Origin of the sequence: Pseudomonas sp. D3, assembly GCF_029320995.1 — a bacterium.
GTDB classification, from domain to species: domain Bacteria; phylum Pseudomonadota; class Gammaproteobacteria; order Pseudomonadales; family Pseudomonadaceae; genus Aquipseudomonas; species Aquipseudomonas paraveronii.
Genome location: NZ_CP119772.1, coordinates 483,785 through 502,768 on the forward strand (window position 1 = coordinate 483,785; position 18,984 = coordinate 502,768).

Genomic DNA, 18,984 nt, shown 5'->3' on the forward strand with positions numbered 1-18,984 from the left:
TTAAGCATGGGTTTGCTTCGTGTCGCTTCGGCGATGTCATTGTGTGCGGTAGCGTTTTCAGTTCAGGCCGAGCAGTTGCCAATCGAGGTGCTCAGTGCGGTGGTCAAGGACCAGAAAATCGCCGACGCCGAAGTCCTGCTGCAACGTAACGGCGCACAGAACGTAGTGGGCCGTACCAACGCCCAGGGCCAGGTGACCCTCACCAGCGAAGCGGCCGATGATGCCAGCAACCTGCTGATCATCAAGAAGCCCGGCTATTCCAACCTGGTAGTGAAGTGCCCGTGTGCAGGCATGACCTACGCCATCAGCCCAGTGATGGAAAACCTCGACGGCCTGCGTGTGGTGCTGACCTGGGGCAAGACCCCGGAAGACCTCGACTCCCACATGATTTTCCCCGGCAACAACATCTACTTCGAGAATCAGCAGGGTGCCGATGCTGAGCTGGATGTGGACGACGTCGACAGCTACGGCCCGGAAACCATCACCCTGCAGAAAAAACACTTCGGCGAAAGCTACGTGTATGCCGTGCATGACTTCACCAACATCGCCAACCCAGGTTCGCGTCAGCTGTCCAACAGTGAGGCCAAGGTGTTCGTGTACATGGGCCAGTCCCTCGTGCGTACTTACTACGTGCCGAAAAACCGCAGTGGCAACCTGTGGACAGTGTTCCGCATGACCGGAAGCGGTGACTTCCAGGATATCAACACCTTCAGCGGTGTGAAGGTGGACGCCAAGGACGTGCTCAATGAAGTCAAACCGTTGCTGGATGACAGCGTTGCAGTCGCGGCCGTGGCTGTCAGCTCTTCCGCGCAAACGGATGCGAAGCGTCTGAACCTGCAAGGTGAAGCGGCCTACCAGGCTGGCAAGCTGGAGGAAGCCATCGACCTGTTCCGTCAGGCCATCGACCTGGACAATAGCTTCGGCAAAGCCTACGGCAACCTGGGCCTGGCCTATCAGAAGGCCGGCAACACCGCCGAGTCGATCTGGGCCAACCGCAAGGCCATCGCCCTCGCTACCGGTGCCAATGCTGCGACCGTGCGTGCCGGCGCCTACTACAACATTGCGCGGATCTACGAAGCAGCGGGGCAGTTCGCGGATGCGTTGCGTCACTACCAGTTGGCCAAGGAGCAGAAGGCCAATCCGGTGTATGACACGGCTATCGAGCGCGTGCAAAACCGCTGATTTAGCTGTAGGGCAGTTCTAATGTGGGAGGGGGGTTGCTCCCGATGGCGCTAATTCAGTCGATTAATTTCTGACTGATACACCGCCATCGGGAGCAATCCCCTTCCCACATTTGGTTTGTGATGTTCCTACTGACACAGTCGAACTTGTCGCATTTGGCCCAAGGCCATTGCCCCAGTCTGTGTATCATCCTGTCTCTTTTTTCCTTGCGACCTATCTCGATTCGCTGAGCATCCCAGGCTATGTTTTTGAGCCACCTTCAGCGGTCAATGGAGTGACAGCTTATGCACGACACCCTCCAGCAGGTCTTTGGTTATCCACAATTTCGTTTGGGCCAGGAAGCCGCGGTCAGTGCCGTGCTGGCCGGTCGTTCGGCGGCGGCGATTTTTCCTACCGGGTCGGGTAAGTCCCTGTGTTACCAGTTGTCGGCGGTGTTGCTACCGCACCTGACGCTGGTGGTGTCGCCGTTGCTGGCGCTGATGCAGGACCAGTTGGGTTTCCTGCAACGCCATGGCATCTCGGCCGGTAGTATCGATTCGGCGCAAAGCCGCGATGAGGCCAATGAGGTGATGGCTCGTGCGCGTTCGGGTGAGTTGAAAATCCTGATGATTTCCGTGGAGCGCTTGAAGAACGAGCGTTTTCGCAACTTCCTGCAAAGCGTGCCCATTTCGTTGCTGGTAGTGGACGAGGCGCACTGTATTTCCGAATGGGGCCACAACTTCCGTCCGGACTATTTGAAGCTGCCGGACTACCAGCGTCAGTTCAATATCCCACAAGCGCTGCTGCTGACGGCTACAGCGACGCCCAAGGTGATTGCCGACATGCAGGCCAAGTTCGCCATTGCGCCTGACGACGTGATCACCACGGGCTTCTACCGGCCGAACCTCAACCTGTTGGTAGAGCCGGTGAGCGGCGCGGACAAGCGTCGGCGGCTGGTGCAATGGATGAGCGAGCGGCCCAACCAACCGAGCATCGTCTACGTCACGTTGCAGAAAACCGCCGAACAGATCGCCGAGCACTTGAATCGCAATGGCATCCAGGCCGAGGCGTATCACGCCGGCCTGCCCCACGACAAACGCGAGGGCATCCAGCAGCGCTTCATGGGCGGGCGTTCCAATTGCATCGTCGCCACCATCGCGTTTGGCATGGGCATCGACAAGAGCGATATCCGCAATGTGGTGCATTTTGACCTGCCCAAATCCATCGAGAACTACAGCCAGGAAATCGGCCGTGCCGGGCGTGACGGGCAGCCCTCGGATTGCCTGGTGCTCGCCAACCGCGACAGCCTCAATGTGCTGGAAAACTTCGTGTACGGCGACACGCCCGAGCAGGAAGGCATTCGCCGTGTGCTGGAAGAGTTGCAGGCGGCGCGGGGGGATGGGCAGTGGGAGTTTCTGCTGCGGTCGCTGTCGGACCACAGCAACATCCGCGAGCTGCCCCTCAAAACGCTGCTGGTGCAGTTGGAACTCAAAGGTGTGATCGCGCCGCGCTATGCGTTTTACGCCGAGTACCGGTTCAAGTACCTGATCGAGCCCGACGCCTTGTTGGCGCGGTTTTCCGGGGAACGGCAGGCGTTTGTCGCAGCGATCATCCAGGTGTGTAAACGTGCCAAGACCTGGGCGACAGTGGATTTCGACGCGCTTTATCAACAGCACCACGCCGAGCGCAATCGCGTGGTGAAAGCGCTGGATTACTTCCAGGAACAGGGCCTGATCGAGCTGGAAAGCAAGCAGATGACGGAGGTTTACAGCCTGCTGAATACCGATTTCGACCCGCAGGTGTTGAGCGCCGAGTTATACACAGGCTTCAAGCAACACGAGGTCACAGAAGTGGCGCGGATTCACGCGATGCTCGATCTGTTTGCCACCGAACACTGCCTGGGCCAGCGCCTGGCCCGGTATTTTGGTGATGAAAATGCGCCGCAGCGCTGCGGGCATTGTTCTGTGTGTCACGGCCATGTCGCGCATCTGCCCGCGCCGCCGAGCCTGGCGCCGCTTGTGGATAAAAACTTCATGGCGCTGTGCGGTGATTTTATCCACAGGCATCATGAGCACAACGGCCAACTGCCCGGCGCCGAACGGCTGACGCGGTTCCTGGGGGGTATCAGCGTGCCGCTGTTCACCAAGTTGAAGGCACGCGGCATTCCTGGCTTTGCTGCGCTGGAGGACTACCCCTACGCCGAGGTCCGCGAGTGGGCCGAAATCCATTTGAGTAATCTGTAAACCCACTTTGACGAGAGGTGCCCATGCCTGACTCCATGCCCCAGCGCGCCGATTACCGCCACTTCCAGCCGATCATCACGCGCTGGCACGACAATGATGTGTATGGCCATGTGAACAACGTGACCTATTACAGTTTCTTTGACACCGCAGTGAATACCTACCTGATCGAACACGGTGGCTTGGATATTCATGACGGCGAGGTGGTGGGGTTTGTGGTCAGCTCGGCGTGTGATTACTTTGCGTCCATCGCCTTTCCCGAGCGCATCGAAATTGGCCTGCGTGTCGGCAAGTTGGGCAACAGCTCGGTGCAGTATGAGTTGGCGGTATTCAAGGCTGGCGAGGAGGACGCCTGTGCGGCGGGGCGCTTTGTGCATGTGTTTGTGGATCGGGGAACGAACCAGCCGGTGACGATTCCGGGGATGTTGCGCGAGGCGTTGCAGCGGTTGGTGGCCTAGAAACCCATGTGGGAGGGAGCAAGCCGAATCGTCGCACCGCCCCTCCCACATTGTTTCTTCAGTGTTCTCTAGATCTGATCAATCACGGTCGTGATGCTTGTTCTTGCGATGCCCATAGGCATGGCCACGACCACGGTGATCATCCCGGTCATAACGACGGTTGTCACGGCCACGGTAACCACGGTCGTCTTCATTGCTCTTGTTGCCCATGTAGTTGCCCAGTGCGCCACCCGCACCGCCGCCTGCGGCTGCGCCGATCAGGCTGCCGGTGGTGCCGCCCATGCTGCGGCCTACCACGTTGCCGCCCGCTGCGCCCAGGGCGCCGCCAATGGCTGCTTCGCCGCGGCTGCGCTTGTCGGCGCCAACCGCACTGCCGCCCGCGCCGCCCAGGGCCGCACCGATGGTCGAACCGGTGTTACCGCCGACCTGCTGGCCGACAACCGAACCGAGTACCCCGCCCAATGCGCCGCCCACACCGGCTTCGGTGGTGCCGCCGGCCATGGCTGCGCCACTGACCAGTCCAAGGGACAACAAGAGAATCGAGGAGAACTTCATAGAGAGACCTCAAGAGGATGACGGCGCGATCCTGAGGCTGTGTCGACATTGTGACAATAGAAATCCGACCAGTAACACGACTCGTACACAATTCGCCAAGTTATTGTTTTCACTAAGGAACTTAAGTGATTTTGGCGGGTCTGTAGTTACTTCGGAAGGGCCGCTTTTATGCAAAAGCGGCCTTTTTTGTGCCCGGAATTTACGCCGAGCGCGCCATGATCAGGCCATTGTCGCTCGCCGCCTCCAGGCGAATCGCCACAAACTTCGACGTCGGCGTATGGCTGCCATCCCCGGTGCTTTCCAATGGCACCAGCGGGTTCACTTCCGGGTAGTAAGCCGCTGCCTGTCCCGCCGGAATATCGAACGCCAGTAAGGTGAAGCCTTTTACGCGGCGTTCACGGCCGTCTTCCCACAGCGACACGATGTCCGCCTTCTGCCCCGGTTTGAAGCCCAGGCGGATGATGTCGGCTTCGTTGACGAACAACACGTCACGCTGACCTTTCACCCCGCGATAGCGGTCGTCCAGGCCATAAATGGTGGTGTTGTACTGATCGTGGGAGCGCATCGACTGCATGATCAGGTCCGGCACGCGTCCGGTGGCGTGAGTGCGTTCGTGGATCAGGTCCTTGGGCAGGACGTTCGGGCGGAAGTTGGCGCGGCCCGAAGGCGTGCTCCAGCGACGTGCCCCGGCGGAGTTGCCCAGGTAGAAACCGCCTGGGTTCTTGATGCGTTCGTTGAAGTCCGTGAAGCCCGGGATGGTGTCGGCGATCAGCTCGCGAATACGCCCGTAGTCGGCCACCAGCCAGTTCCAGTCCACCGGTTTGCTGCCCAGGGTCGCGGCGGCGATGCCGGCGAGAATGGCCGGCTCGGATTTCATCAGGGGCGACAGCGGTTGCAACTGGCCGTTGGAGCCGTGGACCATGCTGAACGAGTCTTCTACCGTGACCGCCTGCGGGCCTTCGGCCTGGATGTCGATGTCGGTGCGGCCCAGGCACGGCAAGATCAGCGCGTCTTTACCGTGCATCAGGTGGCTGCGGTTTAGCTTGGTACTGATTTGCACGGTCAGGTCGCAATTGCGCAGCGCTTCGAAGGTGCGCGGGCTGTCTGGCGTCGCTTGGGCGAAGTTGCCGCCCAGGCCGATAAACACTTTGGCGCGTCCTTCCAACATGGCGTGGATCGCTTCGACCACGTTGTGGCCGTTGGTTCGCGGCACCTGGAACTGGAAACGCCGCTCCAGAGCGTCGAGGAACGCCACCGGCGGACGTTCGTTGATGCCCATGGTGCGGTCGCCCTGCACGTTACTGTGGCCGCGCACCGGGCACAGGCCGGCGCCCGGGCGCCCGATATTGCCGCGCAGCAGCATCAGGTTGGCGATTTCCTGGATGGTCGGCACCGAGTGACGATGCTGGGTGATGCCCATCGCCCAACACATGATCACGTTCTTGCCTTTGGCGTACATGCGCGCCGCTTGCTCGATTTCCACCAGGGGCAGGCCGGACTGCGCGACGATTTCATCCCAGGAGGTGTCGTCGATCTGGCCGAGGTAATCGAGCACGTTGATGGTGTGTTCGTTGAGGAAGTCGTGGTCGAACACCGCTTCCTTGCCTTCGGCCTGGGCCTGGCGTTCCCATTGCAACAGGAACTTGGCCATGCCGCGCAGGATGGCCATATCGCCACCCAGCGCCGGGCGGAAGTACGCGGTGTTGGTCGGCTTGTCGCCGTTGGTGAGCATTTCCAGCGGGTGTTGCGGGTGCTGGAAGCGTTCCAGGCCGCGCTCTTTGAGCGGGTTGATGCACACCACCTGTGCACCGCGTTTCACCGCTTCGCGCAGCGGTTCGAGCATGCGTGGGTGATTGGTGCCGGGGTTCTGGCCCCAGACGAAAATCGCGTCGGCGTGTTCGAAGTCATCAAAGGTCACGGTGCCTTTGCCGACGCCGACACTTTGCGCCAGGGCCACGCCGCTGGCTTCGTGGCACATGTTCGAGCAATCCGGGAAGTTGTTGGTGCCGTAGGCGCGCACGAACAACTGGTAGAGGTACGCCGCTTCGTTGCTGGCGCGACCCGAAGTGTAGAACTCGGCCATGTCCGGGCTGGGCAGGGCGTTGAGGTGCTTGCCGATCAGCTCGAACGCCGCCGCCCAACTGATGGGCTGATAGCGGTCGGTCTGTGCGTCATAGCGCATCGGCTCGGTCAGGCGGCCCTGGTATTCCAGCCAATAGTCGCTCTGCTCGATCAGGGCGGTGACGCTGTGTTTGGCGAAAAATGCGGCATCGACGCGGCGTTTGGTGGCTTCCCAGTTGACCGCCTTGGCGCCGTTTTCGCAGAACTTGACCATGCCGCTTTCCGGCGAATCGCCCCAGGCGCAGCCCGGGCAGTCGAAGCCGCCGTTCTGGTTGGTCTTGAGCATCATGCGCAGGTTTTTCAGCGCGTTGTCGCTGGTCAGCCATGCCTGCGCCACGCTGATCAGCGCGCCCCAGCCGCCTGCGGCACCTTTGTAAGGCTTGTAGCGCGGGGTCGGGGTTTGGTCGGCTTGATGATGATTGCTCACGGCTGTTTCTCCATCGCAGGGCTGTAGACCCGCGGCGCACTTTTCTGCGGCAGGTGGATGAGATTGAGGTTGTGCCGGCGTGCCCATTGCAGGGCCAGGCCGGTGGGCGACGACAGGCTGACCAGGGTCTGGATGCCCGCGCGCAGGACTTTCTGGATCAACTCAAGGCTGCAACGGCTGGTGACAATTGCCAGGCCGCCTTCGCTGGGAATCCGTTGGCGGATCAATGCGCCGATCAATTTATCGAGGGCGTTGTGTCGGCCAATGTCTTCGCGGCCCAGCAACAACTCGCCTTGGTTGTTCATGAACACTGCCGCATGCACCGCGCCGCTGTGCTGGCCCAGAGGCTGGAACGCGCTGATGCGCTGGCGCAGGCCGTCGAGCCATTCGGCCGGTGGCAGGGGCGCGCCGGGCAGTACCTCAAGGTCCGGCAGGGCTTGCTCCAGCGCTTCCACGCCGCATAACCCGCAACCGCTGGTACCGGCCAGTTGGCGGCGCTGCTGCTTAAGGTTCCAGAACGCACGGCTGGAAATCTGCACCTGAGCGTACTGGGCAGAGCCCGTACCGCTGAGTTTGAGGTCATAAATGTCGCTAACGTCGGCGATAATGCCGCTGCCGATGCTGAAACCTACAATGAAGTCTTCCAGGTCTGTCGGCGTCACCAGCATCACGGCCTGGCTGATGTCGTTATAGGCGATCGCCAACGCCACTTCTTCCGCCAGCGCGGTGCTGGCGACTTCAGTGTGTTCGAGAGTGCAAAACTGGTAGCTCTGGCTGGCGGCGGGCGCGGGCGTTTGAAGAGCGGGCGCCGCGCAGACTGGGCGCTTGGCGTTCATGGGGCAGTACCGACGGCGGATGGGTCAGTGGTTAGACTAGGCGCGACAAAGCGTCGCGTCTAATTGCCAGTACTGATCTACCGATAGATGACGTCGATCAAGACTCTGTCTGCGATTTCTGAAACAGCGCGAAACATGCTTCCGCCAACGCCGAACGCGGGGCGCTGCGTCGCATGATCAACCCCAGGCGGGCCAGGGTGTGGGCGTCTTCAATCGGTTGCAGGCGCAAATGCTCGGTCAGGGCGTCCAGGCCGCCGTCCAAGGGCATCACCGCACAGCACAGCCCGCCGTGGACTGCTTGTAACAACTGATGGACCGCATCGGTCTGCAACAGCGGCTGCGGCTGCAGGCCTCGGCTATGGAAGTTGTGATCGATGGACTGGCGGAAGTGCATGCCACTGGTGAGCATGCCCAGGGGCAGTTCGATCAGTGCCTCCCAGCTCAGCGGCTTTTCGCCGAAGCTGAAATAGCGTTGGTCGTACAGCAGGCCCATGCGGGTTTCGCCGAGGGCCAGGGAGTCGAAGCGCTCGTTGTCCAGGCGGTCGAGGTACGACACGCCGAGGTCCAGGCGATTGCTCGCCAACTGTTCGAGGATTTGTTCGGAGCTGAGTGCCGACAGCTCAAAGCGCAGGCTTGGGTGTTCTTTGTGCAGTTGTTGCATCAGCGCCAACGGATCGAAACTCGACAGCGGCACCACGCCCAAACGCAACGTCCCCACCAGGTTACCGCGACAGGCGGCGGCTTCGGCCAGCAGGCCGTCATACGCCGCCAGCACCGTGCGCGCCCAGGCCAGCACGCGTTCACCCGGTGCGGTGAAGCCTTCGAAGCGCTGGCCGCGGTTGACCAGCGGAAGCTCAAGTTCTTCTTCGAGGCTGCGCAGGCGCATCGACAGGGTAGGCTGGGTGATATGGCAACGCGCTGCCGCCTGGCCGAAGTGACGGGTCTCGTCGAGGGCGATGAGGAATTTCAGCTGCTTGATGTCCATCTTCGCTCCAGGGCTTATTCCAATGGCGGGGGGATTCTAGCGCGTTTGGATCTTTGGCCGGGTTGGAACCCGATTCTGTAGGACTGGTCTAGTCTTTTGCATCTGGAACTTAACCCCCAAGGAGAGAGCACCATGAGTATTCTCAGCTTTGTAAAGGAAGCCGGCGAGAAGTTGATCGATCTGTTGACGCCGGGTAATGCAAACGCCAGTGATCAGTTGAAGGCGCATGTGGCCAAGGTCGGTCTGGGTAATCCGAACGTACAGACCGCTGTCGACGGCGACAAAGTGACCGTGACCGGTGAAGTGGCCAGCCAGGAGGAGAAAGAGAAGATCCTGTTGGCGCTGGGCAACATTGCCGGTGTCGCGAGCGTGGATGACCAGATCAAGGTCACCAACACCGACCCGATTGTGGCAGCGCGTTTCGTCGTGGTGAAAAAGGGCGACACCCTCAGCGCGATTTCCCTGGCGGTGTACGGCAAGGCCAACCTGTACAACAAGATATTTGAGGCCAACAAGCCGATGTTGTCGAGTCCAGACAAGATCTACCCAGGGCAGACACTGCGTATTCCTGAGTAGTACACGCGGTAAAACTGTGGGAGGGGGCTTGCTCCCGAACGCGGCGTTTCAGTCGATGCATAAGTTGACTGACCTACCGCTATCGGGAGCAAGCCCCCTCCCACAGTTGTTCAGAGTCCGGCAATGAGATCTCGGTAGTCATCTACCGCTGCAAATTCAGCTGTGTCCTTGGGCCCTTTCTGGCTGTCCGGTGCTTTCACCGCCAGCAGATGCCCCACGCCAAAGTCTCGGGCGCTGCGCAGGATCGGCAAGGTGTCGTCGATAAACAGGCTGCGCGCCGGGTCGAAGTCAATGTCGGCTTGCAGGGCGTCCCAAAACTGTGGGTTTTCCTTGGCGAAACCGTAGTCGTGGGAACTGATCAACCGCTCGAAATACGGCGCCAGTTCAATGCGCTCCATCTTCAATGACAGCGAATCACGATGCGCGTTGGTGATCAGGATCACGCGCTTGCCGGCCTGTCTGAGCGCGGCCAGAAAGGTGTCCGCATCCGGGCGCAGCGCGATTAAGTGGGCGGTTTCCAGCTTGAGTTCGCGCACTGGGATCTTCAGCTCCGCACTCCAGAAATCCAGGCAATACCATTGCAACTGGCCGGCGTTACGCTCGAACAGCGGCTGCAGCTCCATCTCGGCCATGGCCCGGCTCACCCCGTGCAACTCGGCGTAGCGTTGGGGCAGGTGCTCCATCCAGAAGTGGTTGTCGTAATGCAGGTCGAGCAGGGTGCCGTCCATGTCCAGCAGGACGGTGTCGATGGCGTGCCAGGGCAAAGAGGGCATGGGGCGTTCTCATGTAAGTAAAGATATCCGACACAGACAATCGGAAAAGCCACGGTATAGTAACCCGATCACGCCAAGGAGCCGCTCATGCGCCAGAAACCCACCGTCCTCGCCCGCGAAATAGTCGCCAGTAGCCGTTTGTTCCGCGTGGAGGAAGTGCAACTGCGCTTTTCCAATGGCGTTGAACGGACCTACGAACGTCTGGTGGGGCGCGGTGCCGGCTACGGCGCGGTGATGATCGTGGCGATGATCGACGCCGACCACGCGTTGCTGGTGGAAGAGTACTGTGGCGGGACCGACGCCTATGAGATTTCCTTGCCCAAGGGCCTGATCGAGCCGGGCGAGGATGTGTTGGCGGCGGCAGACCGCGAACTCAAGGAAGAGGCCGGCTATGGCGCGCGCCAGTTGGAGCACCTCACCGAGCTTTCGCTGTCGCCTGGCTACATGAGCCAGAAAATCCAGGTGGTACTGGCCACCGATCTGTATGAAGAACGCCTGGAAGGCGATGAACCCGAGCCGATGCGTGTAGACAGGGTCAACCTGCGCGAGCTGTCGCAACTGGCGCAAAACGAGCAGTTCAGCGAAGGCCGTGCCTTGGCCGCGCTGTACCTGGTACGAGACCTGTTGACCCAGCGTGGAGCGTTCAGCGCATGAGCGAACTGTTTCTAGGCCACCCGTTTATTGCCCCGGTGATCGAGCTGGCCCACCAGGCCGGTGAGGTCATCATGCCGTACTGGCGTGCCAACGTGGCCGTGACGTCCAAGTCCGATGATTCACCTGTGACGGCGGCGGACCTTGCCGCTCATCATCTGATTCTCGCCGGCCTGACCGCACTTGACCCGAGCATCCCGGTGCTTTCCGAAGAAGACGCCGATATCGACCAGGACGTGCGTGCCGGCTGGCAGCGCTGGTGGTTGGTGGACCCGTTGGATGGCACCAAGGAGTTTATTTCTGGCAGCGAGGAATTCACCGTCAACGTCGCCTTGATCGAACAGGGCCGCGTCGTGTTTGGCGTGGTGTCGATGCCCACCAGCGGCCGCTGCTACTTTGGCGGCGCGGGCCTGGGGGCCTGGCGTTCGGATGTGAATGAAGCGCCGATGCCGATCCAAGTGCGCCAGGCCCCGGCCGCCGGCGAGGCGTTTACCGTGGTTGCCAGTCGTCGGCACAGCAGCCCTGAGCAGGAGCGTTTGCTCAAGGGTTTGAGCGACGGGTTGGGCGAGCTGAAGCTGGCGAATATCGGCAGCTCGTTGAAGTTTTGCCTGTTGGCCGAAGGCAGCGCCGATTGCTACCCGCGCCTGGCGCCGACATCCCAGTGGGATACCGCCGCAGCCCAGGGCGTGCTCGAAGGCGCGGGCGGTGAAGTGCTGGAGTTGAGCGGCGAGCCGTTCAGCTACCCGGCGCGGGAATCCTTGCTGAACCCGTTCTTCCTGGCGTTGCCCGCCAAGGCCGCGTGGCGTGAACGCTTGCTGACCCTGGCCCGTTCGTAAGGCCTCAGCAGATCAAAATGTGGGAGGGGGCTTGCTCCCGATGGCGGTGGTTCAGTCACAGATGTACCGACTGATACCCCGCCATCGGGAGCAAGCCCCCCTCCCACCTTTGTTTTTTGGCGTGGCGGCTAGCGGTGCAGGACGTACTGGCCGCTGAACGCCACTGCGTGCTCGTCACTGCCGTCATTCACAATCCACGTCTCCAGCGTCAACCGCGCGCGACCGTGTCGCTTGTACGTCGTCACAAAGCGCTTCCACACCTTCTCCTCCGGGGCCTGGCAGACCACGGTCGCGTCTCGTGTGACCGGCAGCGGATAACTGATCTGCCCTTCCTGGATCACGATATGCCCGTCTTCAACACCTTCTTCGCGCAGTTGCAAATGCAGCCAGCCCCAACCCGCTAATACGGCGCCGCAATAGAGGCTGCCACCGAACATGGTGCTCTTGTGGTTGATATTGGCTTGCAAGGGCAAGTGCAATTGCAATTGGCCGTGTTGCCAGTCGAGCACCTTGAGGCCCATTTCCCGGGTGAGGGGAATGTCGTGGTGGAGGATGGATTCCAGGTAACGGCTGTCGCGGCTCATGGCGGCCTCTTGGTGGGTAGGGTGGGTCATTCGTCGTCGCTGCTGTGGCTGGCGCTATCGGCAAAGTTGAGGCCGTGCTTGCGCAGCTTGTCGTGCAGGGTTTTGCGCGGTACGCCGAGGGCTTCGGCGAGGCTGCGCAGGGAGCTGTGGGGGCGGGTCAGTTCGGCGGCGATCAGGCTTTTTTCGAACTGTTCGACTTGTTCGCTCAGGCCGCCGGGGGTGGAGGTCAGCACGCCGGCGGACGGATTGTCCTGGGTGTTGTCCAGCGCCAACTCCAGGCCCAGGGCAAAGCGCTCGGCGGCGTTCTGCAATTCGCGCACATTGCCCGGCCAACTGTGGCGCAGCAGCAACGCACGCTGGCCCGGCTGCAGTTCGTGCAGCGGCAGGCCATGGCGGCTGCTGGCTTCGTCGGCAAAGTGCTGGAACAGCATCAACGCATCTTCACCGCGCTCGCGCAAAGGCGGAATGCGCAACGGTGCGACGTTGAGGCGGTAATACAAGTCGGCGCGGAAGCGGCCCTGGTCGGCGGACTGGCGCAGGTCCTCCTTGGTGGCGGCAATGATGCGGATATCCAGCGGGATCAGTTGATTGCCGCCCAGGCGTTCGACCACGCGCTCCTGCAGCAGGCGCAGCAGCTTGACCTGTACATCCAGGCTCATGCTTTCGATTTCATCGAGGAACAGCGTGCCGCCGTTGGCGAATTCGAACTTGCCGATGCGGCGTTTTTGCGCGCCAGTAAAGGCGCCTGGCTCGTGGCCGAACAGCTCGCTTTCGACCACCGATTCGGCGAGCGCTCCGGCGTTGATCGCCACGAAAGGCCCACTGCGCCGGCTCGACAAGTCGTGCAGTGCGCGGGCGACCACCTCTTTGCCGGCGCCGGTTTCGCCGAGGATCAGCACATCGGCCTTGGTTGCCGCCAGCGCGCCGATCTGCTCGCGCAGGCGCAGCATTTGCGGGGAGTGCCCGACCAGGCGCGTGCTCAATTGCTGGCGATCGCTGAGGGCCAGGCGCAGGCTGCGGTTATCCAGCACCAGCCGGCGCAGGGCCAGGGCGCGGCGCACGCTGTCGAGCAGGGCGTCGCTGGCGAACGGCTTTTCAAGGAAGTCATAGGCCCCGGCACGCATGGCCTGCACCGCCAGCGGTACATCGCCGTGGCCGGTGATCAGCAGCACCGGCAGGTCCGGGTCCTGGCCGTGCAGCTCGGCCAGCAGCTCCAGGCCATCCATGCCGGGCATGCGGATATCGCTGACCACCACGCCCGGCCAATCCCGCGACAGGCGTGCGGTGAGGCCGGTGGCTTCGCCCAGGGGCAGGACTTTCAGCCCGGCCAGGTCCAGGGTCTGGCACAGGGCCTGACGCAAGTGTGGATCGTCGTCGATCAACACTACCTGGATCTGGTTATCGATACTCATACACTGCGGTCCTCGGACGGTTGCAGACTGACGCCCGGCGAGCCGGCACGCAATTTCAAGGTTAACAGCGCGCCGCCTTGCTTGTGGTTGGCAAACAGCAGTTCGCCACCAAAGGCACGCATCAAGGTGTCACAGATCGCCAGGCCCAGCCCGAGGCCTTGGGTGCGGGTCTTGGTGGTGTAGAACGGCTCGCTGGCGCGGCCCAGGGCTTCCATGCAAAACCCCGGGCCGTTGTCGCGAATGTACAGATTGACGCCCTGTTCGGTGGTTTCGGCACTCAGCCAGAGTTTGCGCGGCGGGCCTTTTTCGGTGAGGGCGTCGAGGGCATTGGCCAGCAAGTTGCCCAGCACCTGGCGCAGGCGGGTTTCACCGGCCTCGACCCATAGGGTGGCCTCGGGCAAGTCACGGATCAACTCGACTTCCATCGCGCGCCGCCGCTTGGCCAGCAACGCCAGCGCGTCGTCCAGCGCCGGTTGCAGGGCGACGCTTTCCGGCGCATGCCGATCGCGCCGGGCGAAAGCGCGCAAGTGGGCGATGATCGAGGCCATGCGCCCGGTCAGTTCGCTGATCAGCTTGAGATTGCCGCGGGCATCGTTGGTGCGCTCATGGTCGAGCAGGATTTCGGCGTTTTCCGCATAACTGCGAATCGCCGCCAGGGGTTGATTGAGCTCGTGGCTGATACTCGCCGACATGGTGCCCAGCGCCGATAATTTGCCGGCCTGCACCAGGTCATCCTGGGCGCGCACCAGTTCCTGCTGGGCGTGTTCGCGCTCCAGTACTTCCTGTTTCAGGCGCCGGTTGAGGCCTTCCAGGTCGCTGGTGCGCTCGGCCACGCGCATTTCCAGCTCGCGCCGGGCCTTGGCTTCGAAGGCGATGCGGTCCAGGTAGTGCCGACGGCGCTGCATCATCAGGCCCAGCAGCAACATCAGCACCAGCAGCGTGGCGCCGCCCACCGCAACCACGGTGCGCACCGGGCGGTTGATCAACGATTGTGGCGCGAGGATCTCCACGTTCCAGCCGGTTTCGGCGATGACCGTGGATTGGCGCAGCCACGCCGTAGGGCTCAAGACCAGCGGTTGCGGATCGCGGGTGGGGTAGGGCTGGATGGCGATAATCGCCTGGTGCTCTTCGGCCGTCAGTGGCCGGGTGGCGCGAAATCGCCATTGTGGGCGCGAGGTCAGGATCACGACGCCGTTGTGGTCGGTGACCAGCAGTTGCTCCGGGGTGTTGCCCCACAGGCTTTCGGTGTGGTCCAGGTCGACCTTGACCACCAGCACACCGATGATTTTCGCGCCATCGCGCACCGCGGCGGCGAAGAAGTAGCCGCGTTTGGCCGAGGTGGTGCCCAGGCCGAAGAACCGCCCCAGGCGCCCGGCCATGGCTTCGCTGAAATAGGGGCGGAACGAGAAATTGCGCCCCACGAAGCTGTCTTGCTTGTCCCAGTTGGACGCGGCGAGGGTCTTGCCGGTGGTGTCCATCAGGTACATCACTTCGACCCCGGCCTGGGCGGCGACGTCCTTGAGCAGCAGGTTGGCGTTGACCAGATTAGTACTGACCTGCGGTGCCGCCAGCGCGGTGCGCAGGGCTGGCAAGTCGCCGAGGATCTGCGGCAGTACTTCATAGCGATGCAGGGTGCCCAGCAGGTTGGCGACGTACAGGTCGAGGGTCTGACGGTTCTGCCCGGCCAGCTCGCTGCGATAGTAGCGCTCGGCCAGGTGCTCCAGCGGCCACAGCAGCGGCGCCAGGCACAGCGCCAACAGGGCGAGGCTGCGCCAGCGGGGTCTTCGCGGGAGGGATGGGGTCATGGGGGTCATGCGCCTGAGGGTACAGGCGCATTATGCCTAGTGCTGCCGTGCAAGACACTCGCGCAATGCGTCTTGCCACGACGGTTGGCTGACCTGCCACTGCTGTTGCAGGCGGCTGCAATCGAGGCGCGAGTTCAGTGGGCGCTTGGCCGGCGTCGGGTAGGCGCTGGACGGGATCGCTTCCAATTCGGCGCAGGGTTGGCCAGCGGCGCGCAGGTGCTCGCCAATCGTCTGGGCGAAGCCGAACCACGATGTTTCGCCTTGGGCGGTCAGGTGATAGACGCCCCAGTCGCCCGCCTGCCCGGCCTGCCAGCGCTCGATCAACGCGCGGGTACTGTTGGCGATGGTGCCGGCCCAGGTCGGCGCGCCGATCTGGTCGGCGACGATGCGCATCTGCGGTTTTTCTTGCAGCAGGCGCTGCATGGTCAGCAGGAAGTTCTTGCCGTGAAGGGAGTAGACCCAACTGGTGCGCAGGATCAGGTATTCGCCCCCCACGGCCGCGATCGCCTGCTCACCGGCGAGCTTGCTCTGGCCGTAGACGCCCAACGGGTTGGGGATGTCGGTTTCGGTGTAAGGCGCAGGTTTGCTGCCGTCAAACACGTAGTCGGTGGAGTAGTGGATCAGCGGCACGCCCAAGGCCTTGGCTTCTTCGGCGAGGACGCCGGGCGCGGTGGCGTTGACCGCGAAGGCCGCGTCCGGCTCGCTTTCGGCCTGATCGACCGCAGTGTGGGCTGCGGCGTTGATGATCAGGTCGGGGCGATGGGCGCGCACTTGCTCGCGGATCTGGTCAACGTGGGCCAAGTCCAGCCTGTCGCGGCCCAGCACGATGAGTTCGCCCTGGCCCTGGAGCCGTTGTTGCAGCGCTTGGGAGAGTTGGCCGTGTTGGCCGGTGATCAGGATTTTAAGGTGGCCGCTCAAGGGAACAGCTCCGCGTCCTTCAGGTCTTTGCCGTTCTGATCCTTGGCGGACAATATCGGTGCGCCGTCCAACTGCCAATCGATGTTGAGTTCGGCGTCGTTCCAGCGAATGCAACGCTCTGCAGCAGGCGTGTAGTAATCAGTCGTCTTGTAGAGAAACTCGGCGTAGTCGCTGAGTACCACAAAGCCGTGGGCGAACCCCGGTGGAATCCACAGTTGGCGGCTATTGTCGGCAGATAGGCGCACGCTTGCCCATTTGCCGAAATTAGGTGAACTGCGGCGGATATCCACCGCCACATCCAATACTTCACCCGCCGTCACGCGTACCAGTTTGCCCCGCGCATGTTCGATCTGATAGTGCAAGCCCCGCAGCACGCCTTTTTGCGAGCGCGAGTGGTTGTCCTGCACAAATTGCGTTTGTAACCCTGTGGCCTGGGCAAAGTCCCTGGCGTTGAAACTCTCGTAGAAAAAGCCGCGCTCATCGCCAAAAACCTTCGGCTCGATGATCAATACATCGGGCAACTCAGTGGCAGTTACATTCATTCAGTATCCCCGGCGAGCGTGTACAAATATTGACCATAGCCGGTTTTGCCGAAGTACTTGGCGCGTTCCAGCAGATGCTCACGATCGATCCAGCCATTCCCGTAAGCGATCTCTTCAAGGCACGCCACTTTCAGTCCTTGACGGTGCTCAATGGTCTGCACATAGGTCGAGGCTTCGAGCAGGCTGTCGTGGGTGCCGGTGTCAAGCCAGGCGAAGCCACGGCCGAAGCGCTCTACATGCAGATCGCCGCGTTGGAGATAGGCATTGTTTATATCGGTAATCTCCAGCTCTCCGCGTGGCGAAGGCTTGACCGCCTTGGCGATCTGGATCACGTCGTTATCGTAGAAATACAGGCCGGTCACGGCATAGCTGGATTTCGGCTTCGCCGGCTTCTCTTCGATAGACAGGGCACGGCCCTCCTTGTCGAAGTCGATTACGCCGAAGCGCTCTGGGTCTTTGACCCAATAGCCGAATACGGTGGCGCCGGACGGGCGTTTGGCGGCGGTGCGCAGTTGATCACCGAAGCGATGGCCGTGAAAAATGTTGTCGCCCAGAATCAGGCACACGGAGTCGTCGCCGATGAATGCTTCGCCAATGATGAAGGCTTGAGCCAGTCCGTCTGGAGACGGCTGCTCGGCATAGGTGAAACGCACGCCAAACTGGCTGCCATCCCCCAGCAGGTTGCGATACTGCGGCAAGTCCACCGGTGTGGAGATCACCAGGATGTCCTTGATTCCGGCGAGCATCAGCACCGAGATCGGATAGTAGATCATCGGCTTGTCATACACCGGCAACAGTTGCTTGGACACGCCCAGGGTAATGGGGTGTAAACGGGTGCCGGAGCCGCCGGCCAATACGATTCCCTTCATCATGCAATCAGATCCTTCATGTCTGTGTTGCCCAATCGTTGGCCCTGATAACTGCCGTCCTGGACCCTGCGGCACCATTCCAGGTTATCGAGGTACCACTGCACGGTTTTGCGTAGCCCGGTTTCAAAGGTTTCTTCCGGCACCCAGCCCAACTCGCGTTCGATCTTGCTGGCATCGATGGCGTAGCGCTGGTCGTGGCCGGGGCGGTCCTTGACGAAGGTGATCAGGTCGGCGAAGCGCGCGACACCGGTCGGGTGTTGCGGCGCCAGCTCTTCCAGCAGGGCGCAGATGCTGCGCACCACGTCGATATTCTTCTGCTCGTTGTGGCCGCCGATGTTGTAGGTCTCACCGACCACGCCTTCGGTTACCACCTTGAGCAGCGCGCGGGCGTGGTCTTCGACGAACAGCCAGTCACGGACTTGCAAGCCATCGCCATACACGGGCAACGGCTTGCCGGCGAGGGCGTTGAGGATCACCAGGGGGATCAGCTTCTCGGGGAAATGAAACGGCCCGTAGTTGTTCGAGCAGTTGGTCAGCAATACCGGCAGGCCATACGTGCGCTGCCAGGCGCGAACCAGGTGGTCGGACGCGGCCTTGCTGGCCGAGTAGGGCGAGCTGGGGGCGTAGGGCGTGGTTTCCGTGAACAGATCGTCCACGCCGTGCAGGTCGCCGTACACCTCGTCGGTGGAAATATGGTGGAAGCGGAACGCGCTCCTGGCAGGCTCTGCGAGCGTCTGCCAATAGGCGCGGGCGGCTTCCAGCAGGCTGTAGGTGCCGACGATGTTGGTCTGGATGAAATCCGACGGGCCGTCGATGGAACGGTCGACATGGGACTCGGCCGCCAGGTGCATGATCGCCTGGGGCTCGAAGCGCGCGAGTACGGCGCTGACGGTGGCCTGGTCGACGATATCGGCCTGGACGAACTCGTAGCGGCTGTTGGACGCGATGCTGGTCAGCGACTCCAGGTTGCCGGCGTAGGTCAGTTTGTCCAGGTTGAGCACTTCGTGCTCGGTGTGTTGAATCAGGTGGCGGATCAGGGCGGAGCCGATAAAACCAGCGCCACCAGTAACAAGAATGCGCATGTCGGAGGGCCTTTTCCTTAGACGGACATTAAGCGGATGGAGCATAGCTTGAGTTGTGACGCGGATCTGTGCAAGCGCGGCACGTCGGGGGGGTTGCCTAACCCCCTTCAATAATGGCGATATAAGTACCTGATAAAAACCCGAGGTCGCCCC

18 protein-coding genes are annotated in these 18,984 nt (G+C 61.7%); 6 read left to right on the forward strand and 12 right to left on the reverse strand.

The features are described 5' to 3' along the window. Nucleotides 1-6 precede the first annotated feature (6 nt). From P3S72_RS02135 to P3S72_RS02145, 3 genes are all read left to right on the forward strand, one after another. A complete protein-coding gene (locus P3S72_RS02135) occupies nucleotides 7-1,182 on the forward strand; it encodes a tetratricopeptide repeat protein (protein ID WP_276195827.1) in 1,176 nt (391 codons plus the stop codon). A gap of 284 nt (nucleotides 1,183-1,466) precedes the next feature. Then, nucleotides 1,467-3,404 carry an ATP-dependent DNA helicase RecQ gene (locus tag P3S72_RS02140; protein ID WP_276195828.1) on the forward strand — a complete coding sequence of 646 codons (1,938 nt, stop codon included), beginning with the start codon at nucleotides 1,467-1,469 and terminating at the stop codon, nucleotides 3,402-3,404. Between the two features lie 23 nt (nucleotides 3,405-3,427). Further along, a complete protein-coding gene (locus P3S72_RS02145) occupies nucleotides 3,428-3,859 on the forward strand; it encodes a thioesterase family protein (protein ID WP_253392607.1) in 432 nt (143 codons plus the stop codon). Between the two features lie 78 nt (nucleotides 3,860-3,937). Here the strand turns inward: P3S72_RS02145 and P3S72_RS02150 are convergent, their stop codons facing one another. From P3S72_RS02150 to P3S72_RS02165, 4 genes are all read right to left on the reverse strand, one after another. Then, on the reverse strand, nucleotides 3,938-4,414 hold the full coding sequence (locus P3S72_RS02150; RefSeq protein ID WP_276195829.1) for a YMGG-like glycine zipper-containing protein: 477 nt from the start codon (nucleotides 4,412-4,414) through the stop codon (nucleotides 3,938-3,940). Nucleotides 4,415-4,613: 199 nt separating this feature from the next. Next, nucleotides 4,614-6,962 carry an FdhF/YdeP family oxidoreductase gene (locus tag P3S72_RS02155; protein ID WP_276195830.1) on the reverse strand — a complete coding sequence of 783 codons (2,349 nt, stop codon included), beginning with the start codon at nucleotides 6,960-6,962 and terminating at the stop codon, nucleotides 4,614-4,616. Continuing rightward, nucleotides 6,959-7,798, reverse strand: coding sequence for a formate dehydrogenase accessory sulfurtransferase FdhD (gene fdhD / locus P3S72_RS02160; protein ID WP_247404386.1), 840 nt, complete (start codon nucleotides 7,796-7,798; stop codon nucleotides 6,959-6,961). Before fdhD ends, P3S72_RS02155 begins: the two co-directional genes overlap by 4 nt. 97 nt (nucleotides 7,799-7,895) lie before the next feature. Next, nucleotides 7,896-8,783: a LysR family transcriptional regulator gene (locus P3S72_RS02165; protein WP_276195831.1), complete on the reverse strand. Its 888-nt coding sequence runs from the start codon at nucleotides 8,781-8,783 to the stop codon at nucleotides 7,896-7,898. Between the two features lie 132 nt (nucleotides 8,784-8,915). On the opposite strand from P3S72_RS02165, the gene lysM reads away from it, so the two are divergent. Next, a complete protein-coding gene (gene lysM / locus P3S72_RS02170; protein ID WP_276195832.1) occupies nucleotides 8,916-9,359 on the forward strand; it encodes a peptidoglycan-binding protein LysM in 444 nt (147 codons plus the stop codon). Between the two features lie 110 nt (nucleotides 9,360-9,469). Here the strand turns inward: lysM and yrfG are convergent, their stop codons facing one another. After that, nucleotides 9,470-10,132, reverse strand: a complete 663-nt coding sequence (gene yrfG, locus P3S72_RS02175) for a GMP/IMP nucleotidase (RefSeq protein WP_276195833.1) — start codon at nucleotides 10,130-10,132, stop codon at nucleotides 9,470-9,472. Nucleotides 10,133-10,219: 87 nt separating this feature from the next. Here yrfG and nudE point away from each other — a divergent pair, with 87 nt between their 5' ends. After that, nucleotides 10,220-10,786: an ADP compounds hydrolase NudE gene (gene nudE / locus P3S72_RS02180; RefSeq protein ID WP_247404398.1), complete on the forward strand. Its 567-nt coding sequence runs from the start codon at nucleotides 10,220-10,222 to the stop codon at nucleotides 10,784-10,786. Then, nucleotides 10,783-11,619 carry a 3'(2'),5'-bisphosphate nucleotidase CysQ gene (gene cysQ / locus P3S72_RS02185; protein WP_276195834.1) on the forward strand — a complete coding sequence of 279 codons (837 nt, stop codon included), beginning with the start codon at nucleotides 10,783-10,785 and terminating at the stop codon, nucleotides 11,617-11,619. Before nudE ends, cysQ begins: the two co-directional genes overlap by 4 nt. A 128-nt stretch (nucleotides 11,620-11,747) precedes the next feature. On the opposite strand, the gene P3S72_RS02190 is transcribed toward cysQ, so the two are convergent. The 7 genes from P3S72_RS02190 to rfbB are packed head-to-tail and all read right to left on the reverse strand — an operon-like array spanning nucleotide 11,748 to nucleotide 18,831. Continuing rightward, nucleotides 11,748-12,203 carry a YiiD C-terminal domain-containing protein gene (locus tag P3S72_RS02190; RefSeq protein WP_276195835.1) on the reverse strand — a complete coding sequence of 152 codons (456 nt, stop codon included), beginning with the start codon at nucleotides 12,201-12,203 and terminating at the stop codon, nucleotides 11,748-11,750. Nucleotides 12,204-12,229: 26 nt separating this feature from the next. Further along, nucleotides 12,230-13,615, reverse strand: a complete 1,386-nt coding sequence (locus tag P3S72_RS02195; protein ID WP_276195836.1) for a sigma-54 dependent transcriptional regulator — start codon at nucleotides 13,613-13,615, stop codon at nucleotides 12,230-12,232. Beyond that, the gene (locus P3S72_RS02200; RefSeq protein ID WP_276195837.1) at nucleotides 13,612-15,420 is read right to left on the reverse strand and encodes an ATP-binding protein; all 1,809 of its coding nucleotides are present in this window, start codon (nucleotides 15,418-15,420) and stop codon (nucleotides 13,612-13,614) included. Before P3S72_RS02200 ends, P3S72_RS02195 begins: the two co-directional genes overlap by 4 nt. A gap of 36 nt (nucleotides 15,421-15,456) precedes the next feature. Then, entirely contained in the window at nucleotides 15,457-16,338 is an 882-nt protein-coding gene (gene rfbD / locus P3S72_RS02205; protein ID WP_276195838.1) for a dTDP-4-dehydrorhamnose reductase, read from the reverse strand. Then, nucleotides 16,335-16,880: a dTDP-4-dehydrorhamnose 3,5-epimerase gene (gene rfbC, locus P3S72_RS02210; protein ID WP_276195839.1), complete on the reverse strand. Its 546-nt coding sequence runs from the start codon at nucleotides 16,878-16,880 to the stop codon at nucleotides 16,335-16,337. The genes rfbD and rfbC overlap by 4 nt, the downstream gene beginning before the upstream one ends. Then, the gene (gene rfbA / locus P3S72_RS02215; protein WP_276195840.1) at nucleotides 16,877-17,752 is read right to left on the reverse strand and encodes a glucose-1-phosphate thymidylyltransferase RfbA; all 876 of its coding nucleotides are present in this window, start codon (nucleotides 17,750-17,752) and stop codon (nucleotides 16,877-16,879) included. Before rfbA ends, rfbC begins: the two co-directional genes overlap by 4 nt. Then, the gene (gene rfbB, locus P3S72_RS02220) at nucleotides 17,749-18,831 is read right to left on the reverse strand and encodes a dTDP-glucose 4,6-dehydratase (RefSeq protein WP_276195841.1); all 1,083 of its coding nucleotides are present in this window, start codon (nucleotides 18,829-18,831) and stop codon (nucleotides 17,749-17,751) included. The genes rfbA and rfbB overlap by 4 nt, the downstream gene beginning before the upstream one ends. Nucleotides 18,832-18,984: the final 153 nt, after the last annotated feature.

Bases quoted from the DNA above. Each gene is read 5' to 3' on its own strand.
- rfbA (WP_276195840.1), bottom strand. From the start codon at position 17,752: ATGATGAAGGGAATCGTATTGGCCGGCGGCTCCGGCACCCGTTTACAC.
- cysQ (WP_276195834.1), top strand. From the start codon at position 10,783: ATGAGCGAACTGTTTCTAGGCCACCCGTTTATTGCCCCGGTGATCGAG.
- P3S72_RS02145 (WP_253392607.1), top strand. From the start codon at position 3,428: ATGCCTGACTCCATGCCCCAGCGCGCCGATTACCGCCACTTCCAGCCG.
- rfbC (WP_276195839.1), bottom strand. From the start codon at position 16,880: ATGAATGTAACTGCCACTGAGTTGCCCGATGTATTGATCATCGAGCCG.
- lysM (WP_276195832.1), top strand. From the start codon at position 8,916: ATGAGTATTCTCAGCTTTGTAAAGGAAGCCGGCGAGAAGTTGATCGAT.
- P3S72_RS02135 (WP_276195827.1), top strand. From the start codon at position 7: ATGGGTTTGCTTCGTGTCGCTTCGGCGATGTCATTGTGTGCGGTAGCG.
- nudE (WP_247404398.1), top strand. From the start codon at position 10,220: ATGCGCCAGAAACCCACCGTCCTCGCCCGCGAAATAGTCGCCAGTAGC.
- P3S72_RS02195 (WP_276195836.1), bottom strand. From the start codon at position 13,615: ATGAGTATCGATAACCAGATCCAGGTAGTGTTGATCGACGACGATCCA.
- P3S72_RS02165 (WP_276195831.1), bottom strand. From the start codon at position 8,783: ATGGACATCAAGCAGCTGAAATTCCTCATCGCCCTCGACGAGACCCGT.
- rfbB (WP_276195841.1), bottom strand. From the start codon at position 18,831: ATGCGCATTCTTGTTACTGGTGGCGCTGGTTTTATCGGCTCCGCCCTG.
- fdhD (WP_247404386.1), bottom strand. From the start codon at position 7,798: ATGAACGCCAAGCGCCCAGTCTGCGCGGCGCCCGCTCTTCAAACGCCC.
- P3S72_RS02150 (WP_276195829.1), bottom strand. From the start codon at position 4,414: ATGAAGTTCTCCTCGATTCTCTTGTTGTCCCTTGGACTGGTCAGTGGC.
- yrfG (WP_276195833.1), bottom strand. From the start codon at position 10,132: ATGCCCTCTTTGCCCTGGCACGCCATCGACACCGTCCTGCTGGACATG.
- P3S72_RS02190 (WP_276195835.1), bottom strand. From the start codon at position 12,203: ATGAGCCGCGACAGCCGTTACCTGGAATCCATCCTCCACCACGACATT.
- P3S72_RS02200 (WP_276195837.1), bottom strand. From the start codon at position 15,420: ATGACCCCATCCCTCCCGCGAAGACCCCGCTGGCGCAGCCTCGCCCTG.
- P3S72_RS02140 (WP_276195828.1), top strand. From the start codon at position 1,467: ATGCACGACACCCTCCAGCAGGTCTTTGGTTATCCACAATTTCGTTTG.